Below are 16882 nucleotides of genomic sequence, written 5' to 3' on the forward strand. Positions count from 1 at the left end.
AAAAAATCCCTTAACTTTGCAGCATGATTTATAGATTTAGAATTATCCTAGATAACGATACCGAAGATGATGTGTTCCGCGATATAGAAATACGCGAAAATGACACTATGGAAGATTTACACAATACCATTACACAGTCTTTTGGATTTGATGGTATGGAAATGGCTTCATTTTATGTAAGCGATGAACAGTGGAATCAAGGTGAAGAAATCGCTATGATGGACATGAGCGAAGCTGGCAATGAAGTAAAGATGATGAACGAAACGGTTATCAACTCTATTATTCATGAAGCATCTACACGTCTCATATACCTTTACGATTTTATGAACATGTGGACGTTTTATGTCGAATTAGGTGAGATCGTTGAAGAAGCAGAAGGTACTGATTATCCGAATCTAATGTTTGTTCATGGCCAAATTCCTGATGAAGCTCCAGAAAAAACATTTGAAGCTGAAGAAGATGATGACGACTATAATGAGTTTGAAGATGACTTAGATATTGATGATTATAGTGATTTAGATTTCGATGAAAATTGGAATTAACTAAATCGGTTTAAAGTAACATCCTCATAATTCCGCTTTACAAAGTCAAGAGCATATTTAAGCACTTCACCCATATTTTTACTTTTTCTAAAGTTTAAATCCATGGTATAATTATAGATATCTTCTTTAAGTATTTCAATATGCTTTGGAATAGATATTTCGTCTGCTTCCATACAACTTAATAATGCTTTTAAGCGCGAGCGGTAGCTAATCATTCGTTTGGCAACAATGGAGCGTTCCTCAATTTTATACTGATCTATCGATTCGTGTTGAATTTTTTCACGTACCAATTCTACCATCTTAAAATTTTCTTTAAAAAATTGTGGCCTATAAATCTTTAGATTGCCTTCGTAAGATTGTTGGTCAAAGTCAATGGCTCTAATTTTAAAAACCACATGATCAAAATCGTGCGTTGGAACAATCACATAATTATAAGAACGCATATCACCCAGAAGCCGTATTAAACAACGTTCATTAAACTTTACAAACTCTTTAGCTATTTGCGATTTTTCAGACGAACTACAATCTGGCAACATATTCTTTATAAATTCATCGCCTGGAATACCTGCAATATGCTCTTCGATCAATGTATCCTTACAAACCAAAAAATTGATTTGATATGGTGATAACATCTGCTCCAATTCTAATCCATAAACTCGTGAAGCATCAGCTGTTTTAACGTAAAAGTAAGTGAAATTATCGTTGAGAATATTCCTCACTTTTATTCTGAAAGGTTTAGAATTTCCAAACGTGCAAAAATCAATGGCATCTACATTAAGATATTTTAAAATGCTAGTACCACCATCAGAAATTAAATTTGAGTACACTTGTTTTAAACTAACATCAATTTCTTCGCGCTCAAATCCATTGTAATATACACGTACCCATAACGTATCAACATCATCTTTATCATAGACAACGACAGAGCCTTGAAAACGTAATAAATCGGAATAAAAAATAGGTAAATCTATATTTCTTCTATATTTAGATAAATACGTATCTAATTTTTTAGAAATAGGATATGTTGGTTTTCGTTTTGATATTTTTAAATCCTCACTCATTGGATAAATTTAAGGGTTTTAAAATGAATAATAAAAAGTTACTTTTTAAATTTGATTAAATTATCTTTCAAAGATATCTAAACGAATTAAATCAATCATTTTGTCCGATTAATTATTATAAAATAAAAATTCGTGTAACAAACAAAAGCATCGCTCGTCTTATTCGTATAACCAACTTTTGCTGAAGTTACTTCAGCATCTCAAAAACCAGTCATTTTGGAGCCAATCCTTACTATCAATAATCTTACAAAGAAATTCGGTTATCTCACAGCCGTTAAAAATTTAAGCTTTACAATTAATAAAGGCAATGTCTACGGCATTTTAGGCCCTAATGGAAGTGGTAAATCTACAACTTTAGGTATTGTTTTAAATGTGGTGAATAAAACGCAAGGCGATTTTCATTGGTTTGACGGAAATACGACGACCCATGATGCCTTAAAACAGGTTGGAGCAATAATTGAGCGCCCAAACTTTTATCCATACATGACGGCTGAACAAAATTTAAAATTAGTTTGCCGTATAAAAGGAGTGGATCGAAGTAAAATTGAAGAAAAACTTGCTATTGTAGGATTACTCGATAGAAAAGACCATAAATTCAGAACCTATTCTTTAGGAATGAAACAGCGTTTAGCTATCGCTTCTGCCCTACTTAATGATCCGGAAATTTTAATACTAGATGAGCCTACTAATGGTTTAGATCCACAAGGAATTCATCAAATACGACAAATTATAAAAGATATTGCTGCTAATGGTACAACTATTCTTTTGGCTTCTCACCTTTTGGATGAAGTTGAAAAAGTATGTTCGCATGTGGTTGTCCTTCGTAAAGGAGAAAAATTATATGCAGGTCGTGTAGATGAAATGATTAACAGTCATGGTTTTTTCGAATTAAAAGCTGAAAAACATCAAGAACTTATAGGCCTATTAGAGTTACATTCAAATATTGGTAAAATAAAAGTTGAAGGAGAATTAATTACCGCTTTTTTAAACGAACCAATGTCGGCTTCCGATTTTAATAAATTAATGTTTGACAAAGGTATTTTACTATCACACCTCGTAAAACGTAAAGAAAGTTTAGAAGAGCAATTCTTACAACTCACAGACAACCAATAAATCAATCAAAAGAACAGCAAAATTCTCATCATTTGAGAGTGCGCAAAACCAATCAAATATGTTACGTCTTATAAAAATAGAATTTCAAAAACTTTGGCTTAATAAAGTCAGTCTAGTTTTAATATTTATATCCTTTATTTTACCCTTTACTGTACTTATTTTATCATCCATTAAAATAAATTTTTTCGGCTTTTTCACTCTTGAATTAGGTGAGTTAGGTATTTTTAATTTCCCAATCATTTGGCATATTACAACCTTCTTTGCATCCTATTTTAAATTCTTTTTTGCTATAGTTGTCGTTAGCATGATTGGTAACGAATACAGTAACAAAACCCTAAAACAGAACTTAATTGATGGTTTAAGTAAGAAAGAGTTTGTGCTTTCTAAATTCTATACGATTGTATTTTTCTCTTTATGCGCGACGTTACTTATTGGGATTGCAACATTTGTAATTGGAATGTACTATTCAAGTTATACTGAAGCTACTATTATTTTTAGAGAAGTTGAATTTTTACTCGCCTATTTTGTAAAACTCGTTGGTTTCTTCAGTCTATGCTTATTTTTTGGAATGCTGGTAAAACGTTCTGCATTTGCTTTAGCGTTCTTGGTAGTTCTTTACATCGTAGAATGGTTAGTGTTTTGGGCAGCAGTCTATGTATCCGGAACTGTAGAAACAGCGTTTAAAGTCAAAGGGTTTTTACCGCTAGAATCTATGTACAACCTTATCAATCAACCTATACAACGCATTGTAATGACTAAATTCCCTGAAAAAACGGATATTATGTACGACTATGCTGTCCATTGGTATGAGATTGCTATCGTTTTAGGTTGGACTGCATTATTCGTGTTTTTATCTTATCTATTATTAAAAAAGAGAGATTTATAATCACTTTGTAAAAATTGCTTTACAATGATAGAATGTTAAAACTTGGGATTTTTTATGTTCTAGTTGCTATATTGTGTGCCTAATGTGTATTGCCCACATTATGCTCTTATGAAAAGGAATTTTTTAATTTTATTACTACTCATTACTAGTGTTCAACTTTATGCACAAAGTGAAGCATCATTTTGGTATTTTGGACAAAATGCTGGTTTACGGTTTAATGCAGAAACAGGAACTGTAACCGCAATAACTAATGGCCAAATAAACACTTTAGAAGGCTGTACCTCTATTTCCGATTCCGATGGTAATTTGTTATTCTACTCCGATGGAAGAACCGTTTGGAATAGAAATCACCAAATTATGGCAAATGGCAATTATTTTGGTGGCACAGGGCTTCTAGGAGATCCATCGAGCACGTCATCTGGTCTTATTGTTCCTAAACCAGAAGATCCTGATAAGTATTATCTTTTTACCGTAGATGAACCTCATCATAATAACGCAAGCACATATCCTAACCAATACACCGGAACTTATGAAGGAGGAGGAACTATTCCGTCTCAAGATGACGGTTTTAATAATGGTTTTAATTATTCATTAATAGATATGACTTTAAATGCTGGATTAGGAGATGTGGATTCTGCAGAAAAGAATATCCATTTAGTAACCTATGATACGTCTATCCCGTTAGAAGTTCAATATAAAAGTTCTGAAAAAATTACGGCCGTACGTGCTGAAGACTGTTCGTCATTTTGGGTAATTACACATTTGGGTAATAAATTTTACGCATTTAGAATTGGTATCAATGGCGTACAATCTACTCCTGTTATCTCAGAAGTTGGTCCTTATGTTCCCATTGAAGGTTACAGGCGTAATTCTTTAGGCTATATTAAATCCTCTCCTGATGCCTCTAAATTAGTTGCTGCAAACTATGGTGAAGCTACAATTACAGGCGGCAATGCACCTGGCAACGTTTTTTTATACGATTTTAATAATGAAACCGGAACGTTAACCAACCCATTAGAACTTTACAGTTCGCAAAACGGAAATAGTCCTTATGGTGTAGAATTTTCTGCTGAAAGTAGAAAAGTATACGCTACGATGAGCGAAGGCGGATCTGGAGATGGTGCTAGCCACATATTACAATGGGATTTAGAAAACAATGATATTCCAAATTCGTTACAAATAATTCACTCCTCTAATACTGTTTCTGCTGGAGCGCTGCAATTAGGGATTGACCGCCGCATTTACAGAGCAAATTTAAGTTATAATGGCAATCCTACTATTTCAAAATATTTAGGAATTATTAATAATCCTGAAGCTGATGGATTGGCAGCTAACTACAACGAACGCGGTATATTATTAGATATTAATGGTTCAAATCAAAACACTAGTACAATTGGGTTACCGCCTTTTATTCAATCGTTATTTAATTCTGAAACTGATATTATTAGAAATGGTATTAGTACCAGCGAATTAAAGTTATGCACCAACGATACCTACACTTTACAAGCCGACGCTATTGCTGGCGCAGATTATGTATGGTCTTTTGATGGTGTTCCTTTAACTGAAACATCAGCCCAATTATTAGTGGATACTCCTGGTTTTTATGAAGTTTATATTGAACAGAATAATGGTGAATGCCCAATAACAGGTAGTGCTGTTGTTGGTGTTTTTGAAATCCCTATGGCAAATCCACTCTCCGATCTTACCGTTTGCGATAGTAGTGACAACGACGGATTTACAAGCTTCGATTTTACGACTAAAAATACTGAAGCGTTATTAACTCAAGATCCCTTAGAGTATAATGTAAGTTATTATGAAACACCAGAAGATGCTAACTCTGGTGAAAATGAATTGACGTTTCCATACACCAATACAGCTAATCCACAAACCATATTTGTTCGTGTAGATAACGCAAACAACACGAATTGCTATGCCGTTAATTCGTTTAATCTTGAAGTTTTTAATACCCCTCAAATTACCGAACTAAGTAACATTGAGTTTTGTGATAATGTGGGAGATGTTATGGACGGCATTGCAATTATAGCACTGGAAGATATAATTCCAACAATTACAGAAGCTCAATCGGAAACAAACGTTAATATCACATTCCATAGATCACAAGATGATGCAGATACAAACACAAGCGCATTGCCACTTAATTACACGAATACAAACGCAATTAACGACACTATTTTTGTTAGAGTTGAAAACATATTGAACACTGATTGCTTTAATACAGCTTCTTTTAATGTGGTAATTAATCCTATTCCTGTGGCTAATGATATTACAATTATTCAATGTGATGAAGATGGTATTCCGGAAGGTTTTACAACTTTTAATTTAAAAGATAGTATCGGTGAGATTACAGACGGTGTATTAAATTCAAGTGTTGATTTTTACAGCTCTCAAACTGATGCAGAAAATGAAGAAAACCCCATTAATGCCGATGCCTTTGAGAATTACTTTACTCCTCAAACGGTATATGCAAGAGTAATAAATACAAATTCTGACTGTGCCAACATTAGTGAAGTTACTTTAGAAGTTAGTACAACTTCATCAAACGACGCAAGTTTGTCTTTATGTGATACAGACGGCAGCGAAGATGGATTTATGACTTTTAATCTTACAGATGCTAACGCTACTGTGTTATCTAACGCACCTTTGGATTTCGGTATAATGTATTATGAAACTTATGATGATGCCTTATTAGAAACTAATGCTGTTAATTCAACATATACCAATACCACTCCTTACCAACAAACCATATACGCACGTGTAGAAAATGCCAATGCTTGCTATGGTATAAGTCAAATAGCATTAACTGTTTTTGAATTACCAAATATTGAAGCTGAATTTGAAACGTTCTATTGTTTAAATTTCTTTCCAGAAACAATCGTGTTAAATGGAGGTGTTATAAACGACTCTACTAGTAACTACTATTATAATTGGTCTACAGGAGAAAACACATCAGCAATTGAAATAAATGCACCAGGAACTTACAGTGTTAGAATCACTAACACCAATGGTTGTTTTAAAGACCGAACTATTACTGTTTTAGCATCTAATATAGCCTCCATTACGCAAATTGAAGTGGTTGATGCTTCACTAAATAATTCTATTTCCGTCATAGTTAATGGAGAAGGGGTTTATGAATATGCGATTGATGACATTAACGGCCCTTACCAAGACAGTAATACCTTTAATAATATTGAATCAGGATTGTATACAATTTATGTTCGTGATAAAAATAATTGTGGCATTACCGAAGATTTAGTTTCGGTTATCGGTTTTCCTAAATTTTTCACGCCAAACGATGATACCAAAAACGATTTTTGGCAGGTTTATGGCATTACTAATAATTTTCAAGCAAATTCTTCTATATTTATTTTTGATAGATATGGTAAACTTTTAAAAGAGCTCGACCCTTTAAGCCCTGGTTGGGATGGCACCTTCAATGGTGAAAAAATGCCAACAAGCGATTATTGGTTTAAAGTAACTCTAGAAGACGGACGCACCTTTACAAATCACTTTACATTAAAACGATGATGAATACCCCTAATTTTATGAAAAAAGCTATTGTATTAATTTGTTGCTTTTTTTGTAGTACTCTAGTTTATGCCCAACAACCTAATGATTGCCAATTCGCTGTAACGGTTTGCGGTAATTCTGATTTCAGTTTAAATGTTAATGGTATTGGCACCCAAGAATTAAACAACTCCAATACTTGCAGTAGTCAAGAAAATAACAGCATTTGGTTGGAAGTTAATATTGCTACAGCCGGTACTTTAGCTTTTACTTTGACTCCGAGTAGCTCTAATATTAGTGAAGATTATGACTTCTTCGTTTTTGGACCTAATGTAAGCTGTGGAAATATTGGACAAGCCATTCGCTGTTCTACTACAAATCCTGCTGCTGCTAATCAAGGAAATAATCGAACAGGTCTGAATTCCACGGATCCAGATCCGGACGAAGGACCAGGAGCAGATGGAGATAGTTTTGTAAGTGACATAGACGTCTTAGCAGGAGAAAGCTATTTTATTGTTATTGATAGGCCTATTGGTAATAGTCCATTTTCTTTAGAATGGACTGGCACAGCCTCTTTTCCAGAAGCACCATCGAATCCTTTAGTTGATAACACAACATCAATCAGCTTACCAAGCATTGATGTTTGCGATTCCACAGCTCCTTTTAACGATAATATCACAGAATTTGACCTCAACACTTTAACTCAAGATATTATCAATGGTGAATCAGATGTCATGGTAACGTATCACAAATCTGAAAGTGATGCCAACATTAATGTAAATGACTTAGGTACTATTTTTAATAATACATCTGGTAATGAAACCATATATGTCAGAATAGAAAACTTAACTACGGGTTGTTATATTATTAATGATTTTAATATCAATGTTTCGGCACTCACCAACTTTAATGCGACTTCAGATTATAACATTTGTGATGATGATTTAGATGGAGATGACCAAAATGGTATTTCAACTTTTGATTTTAATGTGAAGTCACAAGAAATTATTGACGGAATTGCAGGTACCAATTATGCTATTAGCTATCATTTAAGTCAAGCAAATGCAGAAACATTAGCGTCAGTGCTACCTCTTAATTATAGGACTGACACTCCTACTCCAACTGAAATATTTGTTAGAATTGAAGATTTAGATTCTGGCTGTATTGGTTTCACATCGTTTAATATTAACGTCGATCCAAAACCAATAGCTAATAATGTAGCGCTTATACAATGTGATGAAGATGGTATACCAGAAGGTTTTACAACATTTAATATTACTCAGGCATTCGATGAAATTACAGAAGGAGATCCCAACTCTACGATAGAATATTACCTCTCTCAAATTGATGCTGAGAATCAAGAAAATGCTATTGACGGTAGTTCTTTCGATAATTTTTTCAACCCACAAATTATTTATGCTAGGGTCACCAACGCTAGTACTAGCTGTATTAATTTTAGTGAAATTTCCTTAGAAGTTAGTACAACTGCCACTAACAATGCTAGTATTCAATTATGTGATACCGATGGCACTGAGGATGGTTTTATGGAATTTAATCTTAGTGATAGTAACGCTGAAGTATTAGCTGGTTCTCCTGCAAATTTAGATGTGGTATATTATGAAACTTATGAAGAGGCTTTAATTGAAAGCAATCCACTTGGCACCACTTTTATTAATACTGTGGCTTATAATCAAACCATTTATGGACGTGTAGAAAGTGTTAATGCCTGTTATGGAATTAGCGAAATAGAACTTACTGTTTTTAGACTCCCTAATATTGAAACCACATTTGAGACCCAATATTGTCTCAACTTTTTTCCCGAAACAATAACAATTAATGGTGGACTTATTGATGATATTCCAAACAATTACTATTATGAATGGTCAACTGGAGAAGACACTTCTTCCATAGAAATTAATGCACCGGGAACTTATACAGTAAGAGTTACTAATACGAATGGTTGTTTTAAAGATAGAACCGTTACAGTTCTACCTTCCAATAGTGCTACAGTGACTAATATTGAAGTTATTGATGCCACTCAAAATAATACCATTACTGTTTTTGTAAGTGGTGAAGGAGATTATGAATATGCTCTAGATAATAGGAATGGCCCTTACCAAGATGCCACGACTTTTGAAGATGTAGCTCCAGGACTTTACACCGTTTACATTAGAGATAAAAATAATTGTGGAGTTACAGACGCCTTAGTTTCTGTGATTGGTTTCCCTAAATTCTTTACGCCAAATGCCGATGACAAAAATGATTATTGGCAAGTAAAGGGGGTTTCTTCTCTTTTTCAATCCAATTCTTCTGTATTGATATTTGACCGTTATGGAAAACTATTAAAAGAACTCGATCCGCTTAGCGTTGGTTGGGATGGGACATTAAATGGTGAAATGATGCCAAATAGTGATTATTGGTTTAAAGTTAAACTTCAAGATGGACGAACATTTACCAATCATTTTTCATTGAAACGGTAATTTTAAAAATTGTATTTTCGTTTGACCAATCTCGTAATTTGAAAAATCCTTATTACATAGTATGTTTCTTTTTATTTAGCATAGCACAGCCATTATTTGCACAAGATGTTTCGTTATACCAGCAATTTAATGGCCGATATGATTATACCGCTATTGGCAACACTATGAATACGGTTGAAAATGGCACTTTCGGACCTTGTATTATTTTAACCTCATCATCAGCAAACTTATCGATAAATAGTGACCAAAATGTAGTTGCCGCCTATTTATATTGGGCAGGTTCTCATACTGGTGATTTTAATATTTCATTAAATAATATCGATATCACTGCCGAACGTACGTTTAGTGATGCTATAGATACTGACCGTGTTTTCTTTGCGGCTTTTGCCGATGTGACTTCAATAATTTTGGATCAAGGTAGTACTGATTACACCGTTTCTAATTTTGATCTTACCAATGATATTGGTCCATATTGTTCCACAGGTACCAACTTTGGTGGTTGGGCCATAACTATAATATATGAAGACAATAACTTACCTCTTAACCAACTAAATGTTTATGATGGTTTACAAAGCGTCCCAGATTTTCTAAATATTACATTAGATAATTTAAACGTTTTAGATAATGAAAATGCTAAAATTGGTTTCATTGCTTGGGAAGGAGACAAATCTTTAGCGGTTAATGAGCAACTGACTATTAATGGAAGTGTCATTAGCAACGCTCCATTAAACCCTGCAAACAATGCCTTTAATGGCACTAATTCTTTTACAGGAGATTCAAACCTATACAATATGGATATTGATGTTTATAGCATTCAAAACAATATTAATATTGGAGATACCTCCGCAACGATAGCGCTCACCTCGGGTCAAGATTTCGTAATGATAAATAATATAATCACAGTATTAAATAGTCAATTACCAGATGCCACAATAATCATTGACAATAATACAGTGAGTTGTGGAGATACTACCATTGAGTTATTTTACACCGTATATAACACAAATAGCACCGATATTTTGCCTGCTCATACGCCAATTGCTTTTTATAGTGACGGTATTTTAATTGATACCAGTGCAACGGTAAACGATATTGCTATAAATGCCAGTGAAAGTAATTCAGTTTACCTCACTCTATCGGATAGTATAGATCCTAATGTTACAATTGTAGCCATAGTGGATGATAATGGCACCATGAATGGTATGGTCACAGAATCTAATGAAAACAACAATAGTACATTTAAAGATATTGACTTACTTATTGTTTCTGAAATAACACAACTCCCTAACTTAATTGGTTGTAATGAAGGACTAGAAACTTCTAATTTCAATTTATTTGAAGCACTTACAGTTTTGAATCATAATGAAGAAGACATTACGTTTTACCATTCACTAGATGACTTAGAAACAGATTTTAATTCGATCAATGTACCATCAGATTATAATAATGTTTCTAGCCCTGAAACCATATATGTTAAACGAATAAGTGATCCTTGTTATGAGATATTTCAGTTTGATTTGACTATTGAAAATTGTCCACCTTACATTCCTCAAGGATTCTCACCCAATGGTGACACAAAAAATGATTGGTTTAATATTCAAGGGCTGTACGACATATTTACGGAACACGAATTACAAATTTACAATCGCTACGGAGAACTGATTTTTGTCGGTCATAATGAAAAGCCTTGGTTTGGTAAAATAAACAGAGGACTTAACAACAAAGGCAACAAAGCACCTGTTGGGACCTACTATTATATTTTAAATCTAAATGACCCAAATTATAAACCTTTTGTTGGTTGGGTATATATAAACTATTAGAATAGGTCTTAATTTTTCCGAATTGTTAAAGTTTTAGTCCATTCATCTTATTTTTTTGCTATTACCCTTTAGTTACTTTAATTTTATACCTGTTAGTGAAATTCCTTTACTAATTCCCTCCATATTTTAATAACTCCCTCAAAAATTTTAATAGTTAATTATTATCTATAATTATATTTTAGATTTAATACTGTTATGAAATTAAATTATTGACATACAGATTAAGATATTTCTTACATTACCGTTAGAAATATTCATAATTATATGTGTAAGAATAATCTCTTTTTGCTGTATATATCAGCTTAAAAGCCACTTTCTCGGCTCTAAATGTTAACATTTAGTGTAGTTTGACGTATTTTTTTGTATTTCATCTTATTTTAATATACTTTTCGCCCATATTAAATAACGTGTGTGCGTTGACTCCAAATCTACCCTACACTAACATAGTAAACCTTAACCGAAACTAATGACTTATTTAAACCGCTCCCTCTGCTTATTTATTGGATTAATTTGTAGTATTTCTTTTTCTCAACAAGTAACCGTAGATAATTCAGTTTCACCTCAAGACTTAATTCAAAACACATTAATACAAGGCTGTGTAGAAGTCTCAAACATTAACTCTCCCTCAAATGGATCTACTATCGGAATTGGTAGTTACGGTTATTTTGAGCGTGCTAATTCAAACTTTCCTTTCGAAAACGGAATTGTCTTAACCACAGGAAATGCAACATCTGCTGGTAACGGACAAAACAATACCATATTAAACGAAGGAGATGCAACATGGTTAACAGATAGTGACCTTGAAACCGCATTAGGAATTTCAGGTACCGTAAATGCGACATCAATAGAATTTGAATTTATATCAATTTCAAATCAGATACAGTTTAATTATATTTTAGCTTCAGAAGAATATTTTGGTAATTTTCCTTGTGATTATTCTGATGGCTTTGCTTTTTTAATTAGAGAAGCTGGTACTACCGCCCCATATACAAACATTGCTTTAATACCTGGAACCACAACTCCGGTTAACACTAATACGGTTCATGATGAAATCGTAGGATTTTGTCCTGCCTCAAATGATGAGTATTTTGAAGGTTATAATCTTGGTGACACTAATTATAATGGTAGAACCACTGTCCTTTCTGCAACTGCAGCTATTCAACCAAATGTTCAGTATCAAATTAAACTTGTTATTGCAGATCAGAATGATCAAAATTATGACTCTGCTGTATTTATTGAAGGAAATAGTTTTAATGCTTCTGTAGATTTAGGGGAAGATTTTTCTACATGTGCTACCAGTGTTGAATTAGACGGAAACATAGACAATCCTAATGCCGTATATTCTTGGTTTTTCAATAACTCTCAAATTCCTTCTGCTAACCAATCGACTATAACAGCATCGCAATCTGGTAACTATCGTGTAGAAGTTCAATTACCACTTGCAGGAAGCTCTTGTGTTATAGAGGATGCTATTGATGTTACTTTAAGTTCTACGCAAACTTCTGATCCTTTAACAGATTTTTTACTTTGTGATGATTTAAGTGGTGACGGCTTAGAAATGTTTGATTTATCAACCAAAGATGCCGAAGTTATTGCTTCTGTTCCTTCATCAACGTATGCCATTTCTTACCACTATAATAACTCTGATGCTATTAGTAATAGTAACGCTATAACAAGTCCGATTCAAAATACGGCGAATCCGCAATCTATTCATGTAAGAATTGAAGATACCGTAAATGGTTGTTTAGCATTTTCAACATTCAACTTAGTTGTAAATTCATTACCAATAATTTCAAACCCAACAGACTTAGAAGTTTGTAGTGCTGGTTCTGTTAACGGAAGAGTAGCGATGAATTTAAATGCTTATAAGGATTCTGAAATCACACTTTCTCAACCCAACCTTGTGGTTAGCTATCATAGTTCTGCATCAAGTGCTACTTCTGGTATCAACGCGTATTCTATGCCTTATACTAATACCAATCCAACAGAAGTAATATATGTAAGTGTCAAAAATATTGAAACAGGTTGTATTAGTACTACAACTTTAAATATTAGTGTTATTGACAGTCCGGTTATAAACACAGAAGTACATTATATCGACGCTTGTGATACGGATTTAGATGGTTTTGCTAATTTTGATTTAACCACTATTATTCCAGAAGTTCTAGAAGGTTTAACTGATGTCACAGTAACTTTTCATACGTCACCAGAAGATGCACTTTCAGGATTGAACCCAATTGCAGATGATACTAATTACGCAAATATCAACTTTGAAGAGCAGCTTGTATATATAAGAGTACAAAACACTAGTTCTGGCTGTGCCTCAACAACACCAATTGAACTGCATACCAACTTGTTATTAACAGCAACAAATATTAGAGACATTTCAGTTTGTGATGTAGATGACGATGGAACAGAGGCATTTGATTTTGAAAATATTGCCGTTGGTATTATTAATGAATTACCTGATGTAGATGTCGTATTTTATGAAACAGAATCAGATAGAGATAATGGAATTAACGCTATTGATTCAACAGTATCTTATAATTCACAAAGCAATCCACAAACCATTTATATCACATTAGAAAGTTTGACGTGTAGTGAAGTTGCAGAATTTGATTTGGTATTGTATCCGATCATTCAATTCGATTCTGTTGTTAATTTAACGGTTTGTGATGAAGACCAAGATGGTTTTACAATTACTAATTTATCAACATTAAATGGTGATGTAACCAATGGTGAAGATGGTTTTGAAGTAAAATATTTCCTTACAGAACAAGATGCTATTGATAATACCAATGCATTACCTAATAACTATGAAAATGTTAGTAACCCGTTTACATTATATCCTAGAATTACATTTTCTGAAACCGGCTGTTTTGATTATAACTCATTTGAAGTTACGGTTTTACCAGCGCCAGAAAGCGAAAAACCTTTAGACATTATTATTTGTGATGCTGATAGAGACGGCTTCTCTCCAATAAATTTAAACAATAGTATCCCAAATTCCATTTTAGCAACACCAAATAGAAGTGTTAGCTTTCATAATAGTTTAGCGGATGCGCGTTCTGATGAAAATGAAATTCAAAGTATAGCTAATTATTCAGCACAAACAGAAATTGTTTACATGCGTGTTGAAAATAGTACTACTGGTTGTTATGCTATTGAAGAATTAGATATTATTGTAAACACATTACCGTATGTTGGAGATTTATCTAACTATGTACAACAATATACGTTCTGTGAAGATGTATCTGATGGTATCGGTCAATTTATTTTCGAAAACAAAGATGGTGAAGCTTTAGACGGACAAACAGGAAAAGTAGTAAGTTACTACCTTAACCCAACTGATGCCGATAACAAAACGAATGCCATTGTTAAAACAAGTACTTATGAAAATATTAGCAATCCACAACAAATCTATGTGAGGATTGAGAATACGACAGACGAATCTTGTTATTCTACTTCTTCATTCACAATTGAGGTTGGTACTAACCCTACTTACAACGAACCAACTAACTGGTTTGTATGTGATGACATTTCAAATGATGGCTCTGAGCTGTTTGATTTTTCTAGTATAGTTGATGAAGTAAAAGCTGGTATTCCAGATATTCAAACCGTAAAATTCTTTACTACAGAAAACGATGCTAGAAATAACACTAATGAAATCCCACTTCAATACGAAAACACTGTAAATCCGCAACAAATTTTTGTTCAGATAGATAATGGTACAATTTGTCAATCTATAACATCATTTGTAGTGAATGTGATTAAAGTACCAGACGTTACACTTGCAGCACCATTGATAGAATGTGATGATGACACTGATGGGACTCTTGTATTTGATTTAACTGGGGCAGAATCTAATATTACAGATGTTAGACAAGAAAATATTGTCATTGAATATTATACTACTTTCGAAGATTCTGAAGCTGGCTCTAATCCAATTTCAAATCCTGAAAGCTATACAAACATATCAAATCCTCAAACGATTTATATGAAAGTAACAAATACGGTTTCTAATTGTTATGCAGCACTTCCGATAGAGTTAATCGTAAATCAACCACCTATCATTAATGATTTTGAACACTATACAATCTGTGAGAATGACACTAATACTGTAGACTTAACAGAAATTAATGAAATTGCAACTGATAATAGTTATAACGTATTATATAGCTACTTCTCTAACGAAGCAGATGCTATCGCTAATACGAATGCGCTAGACACCAATTATACGTACCAAAGTAATTTTGATACATTGTTTGTGAGAACAGAGTATAGCACTACGCATTGTTCAACGTATTACGAATTCAATTTAAAAGTAGATGCATTACCAATAGCCAATCAACCGAATGATTTAGTGGCTTGTGATGATGACTTTGATGGTATTTTAGAATTTGATTTAGCACAACTAAACGCAAGTATCTTAGGAGGACAAAACTCTAATTTATTTACGCTGACGTATCATAATTCAGAGCTTCAAGCACATGAAAATAATTCTGCTTTAGAAATGGATTATATGGCTTTTGATGGTGAAGTTATTTATGCACGTGTAGAAAATAGCAATACAGGATGTTATAGTATAACGTCATTCACGGCAATTGTAAATCCTATTCCTGTAGTTGATGTAGGAGATCAAGTTATTTGTCTAAATAATACCCCGTTGCTTGTATCAGCAAATACAAATTATGCTAGCGACTCTTATTTATGGTCTACGGGTGAAACGACTCCAGAAATTGATGTAACTGAAGTTGGTAATTATTGGGTAACTGTAACTTCTCAATATGGTTGTGAGAATACTAGTTATTTTGGAGTCACTGAATCTGAAACGGCTACCATAGAAACAACAGAAGTTCTAGATTTCTCAGACCCAAACAATATTACAGTTACGATCAGTGGTATTGGTAATTACCTTTATCAATTAGATGATTTTGAACCTCAAGAATCAAATGTTTTTCAGAATGTCGCAATGGGCTATCATACCGTTACAATCGTAGATTTGAATGGTTGTGCTAATGTTACAAAAGAAGTTTTAGTAGTTGATATTCCGAAGTTCTTTACCCCAAATAACGATGGTGATTTTGATACTTGGCATATCGTAGGTATTGAAACATTACCTGGAACTGTTATTAATATCTTTGACCGTTATGGCAAACGTATTAAGCAGTTAACGTCTAGCTCTCCTGGTTGGGATGGTTATTACAACGGTAAAGTACTACCAACAAGTGACTTTTGGTTTATCGCGGAAATAAAACGTGGTTCTATTGCTTTTGAAGTTAAGGGTCATTTTACCTTGAAACATTAATAAATATTATACCAAAAATTGATTTATAACAATCCCCTTACGTCTTGGTAAGGGGATTTTTTTATTTAAGAATATGTTTCTGAATGTAATGCACATCTGGTCATAATACTCAAAATTAGGATGGTGTTTCTAAGGCAAAAAATATAA

General features: G+C 33.4%; 8 protein-coding genes. 7 read left to right on the forward strand and 1 reads right to left on the reverse strand.

Annotated elements, in window-relative coordinates; translation table 11 throughout:
- Positions 1 to 23 precede the first annotated feature (23 nt).
- Positions 24 to 542, forward strand: a complete 519-nt coding sequence (locus ADIWIN_RS09610) for an IS1096 element passenger TnpR family protein (RefSeq protein ID WP_020894948.1) — start codon at positions 24 to 26, stop codon at positions 540 to 542.
- Here ADIWIN_RS09610 and ADIWIN_RS09615 read toward each other — a convergent pair.
- Positions 539 to 1603 (reverse strand): hypothetical protein, encoded by a 1065-nt coding sequence (locus tag ADIWIN_RS09615; RefSeq protein ID WP_020894949.1) that lies wholly within the window; start codon positions 1601 to 1603, stop codon positions 539 to 541. The genes ADIWIN_RS09610 and ADIWIN_RS09615 overlap by 4 nt on opposite strands.
- A 216-nt stretch (positions 1604 to 1819) precedes the next feature.
- On the opposite strand from ADIWIN_RS09615, the gene ADIWIN_RS09620 reads away from it, so the two are divergent.
- The 6 genes from ADIWIN_RS09620 to ADIWIN_RS09645 all read left to right on the forward strand — a co-directional run bounded on the left by ADIWIN_RS09620 (position 1820) and on the right by ADIWIN_RS09645 (position 16735).
- Positions 1820 to 2716, forward strand: coding sequence for an ABC transporter ATP-binding protein (locus ADIWIN_RS09620; RefSeq protein WP_020894950.1), 897 nt, complete (start codon positions 1820 to 1822; stop codon positions 2714 to 2716).
- A 4-nt stretch (positions 2717 to 2720) separates the two neighbouring features.
- The gene (locus ADIWIN_RS09625) at positions 2721 to 3602 is read left to right on the forward strand and encodes an ABC transporter permease (protein ID WP_081669559.1); all 882 of its coding nucleotides are present in this window, start codon (positions 2721 to 2723) and stop codon (positions 3600 to 3602) included.
- Positions 3603 to 3710: 108 nt separating this feature from the next.
- The gene (locus ADIWIN_RS09630) at positions 3711 to 7148 is read left to right on the forward strand and encodes a T9SS type B sorting domain-containing protein (RefSeq protein WP_020894952.1); all 3438 of its coding nucleotides are present in this window, start codon (positions 3711 to 3713) and stop codon (positions 7146 to 7148) included.
- 17 nt (positions 7149 to 7165) lie between these two features.
- Positions 7166 to 9607, forward strand: a complete 2442-nt coding sequence (locus tag ADIWIN_RS09635) for a T9SS type B sorting domain-containing protein (RefSeq protein ID WP_235047079.1) — start codon at positions 7166 to 7168, stop codon at positions 9605 to 9607.
- Between the two features lie 38 nt (positions 9608 to 9645).
- Positions 9646 to 11427, forward strand: a complete 1782-nt coding sequence (locus ADIWIN_RS09640; protein WP_235047081.1) for a T9SS type B sorting domain-containing protein — start codon at positions 9646 to 9648, stop codon at positions 11425 to 11427.
- Positions 11428 to 11893: 466 nt separating this feature from the next.
- On the forward strand, positions 11894 to 16735 hold the full coding sequence (locus ADIWIN_RS09645; RefSeq protein WP_020894955.1) for a T9SS type B sorting domain-containing protein: 4842 nt from the start codon (positions 11894 to 11896) through the stop codon (positions 16733 to 16735).
- Positions 16736 to 16882: the final 147 nt, after the last annotated feature.

Origin of the sequence: Winogradskyella psychrotolerans RS-3, assembly GCF_000427335.1 — a bacterium.
GTDB classification, from domain to species: Bacteria; Bacteroidota; Bacteroidia; order Flavobacteriales; family Flavobacteriaceae; genus Winogradskyella; species Winogradskyella psychrotolerans.

Coding starts and splice junctions, on each gene's coding strand:
- ADIWIN_RS09610 (WP_020894948.1), top strand. CDS start 24: ATGATTTATAGATTTAGAATTATCCTAGATAACGATACCGAAGATGAT.
- ADIWIN_RS09615 (WP_020894949.1), bottom strand. CDS start 1,603: ATGAGTGAGGATTTAAAAATATCAAAACGAAAACCAACATATCCTATT.
- ADIWIN_RS09630 (WP_020894952.1), top strand. CDS start 3,711: ATGAAAAGGAATTTTTTAATTTTATTACTACTCATTACTAGTGTTCAA.
- ADIWIN_RS09635 (WP_235047079.1), top strand. CDS start 7,166: ATGAAAAAAGCTATTGTATTAATTTGTTGCTTTTTTTGTAGTACTCTA.
- ADIWIN_RS09645 (WP_020894955.1), top strand. CDS start 11,894: ATGACTTATTTAAACCGCTCCCTCTGCTTATTTATTGGATTAATTTGT.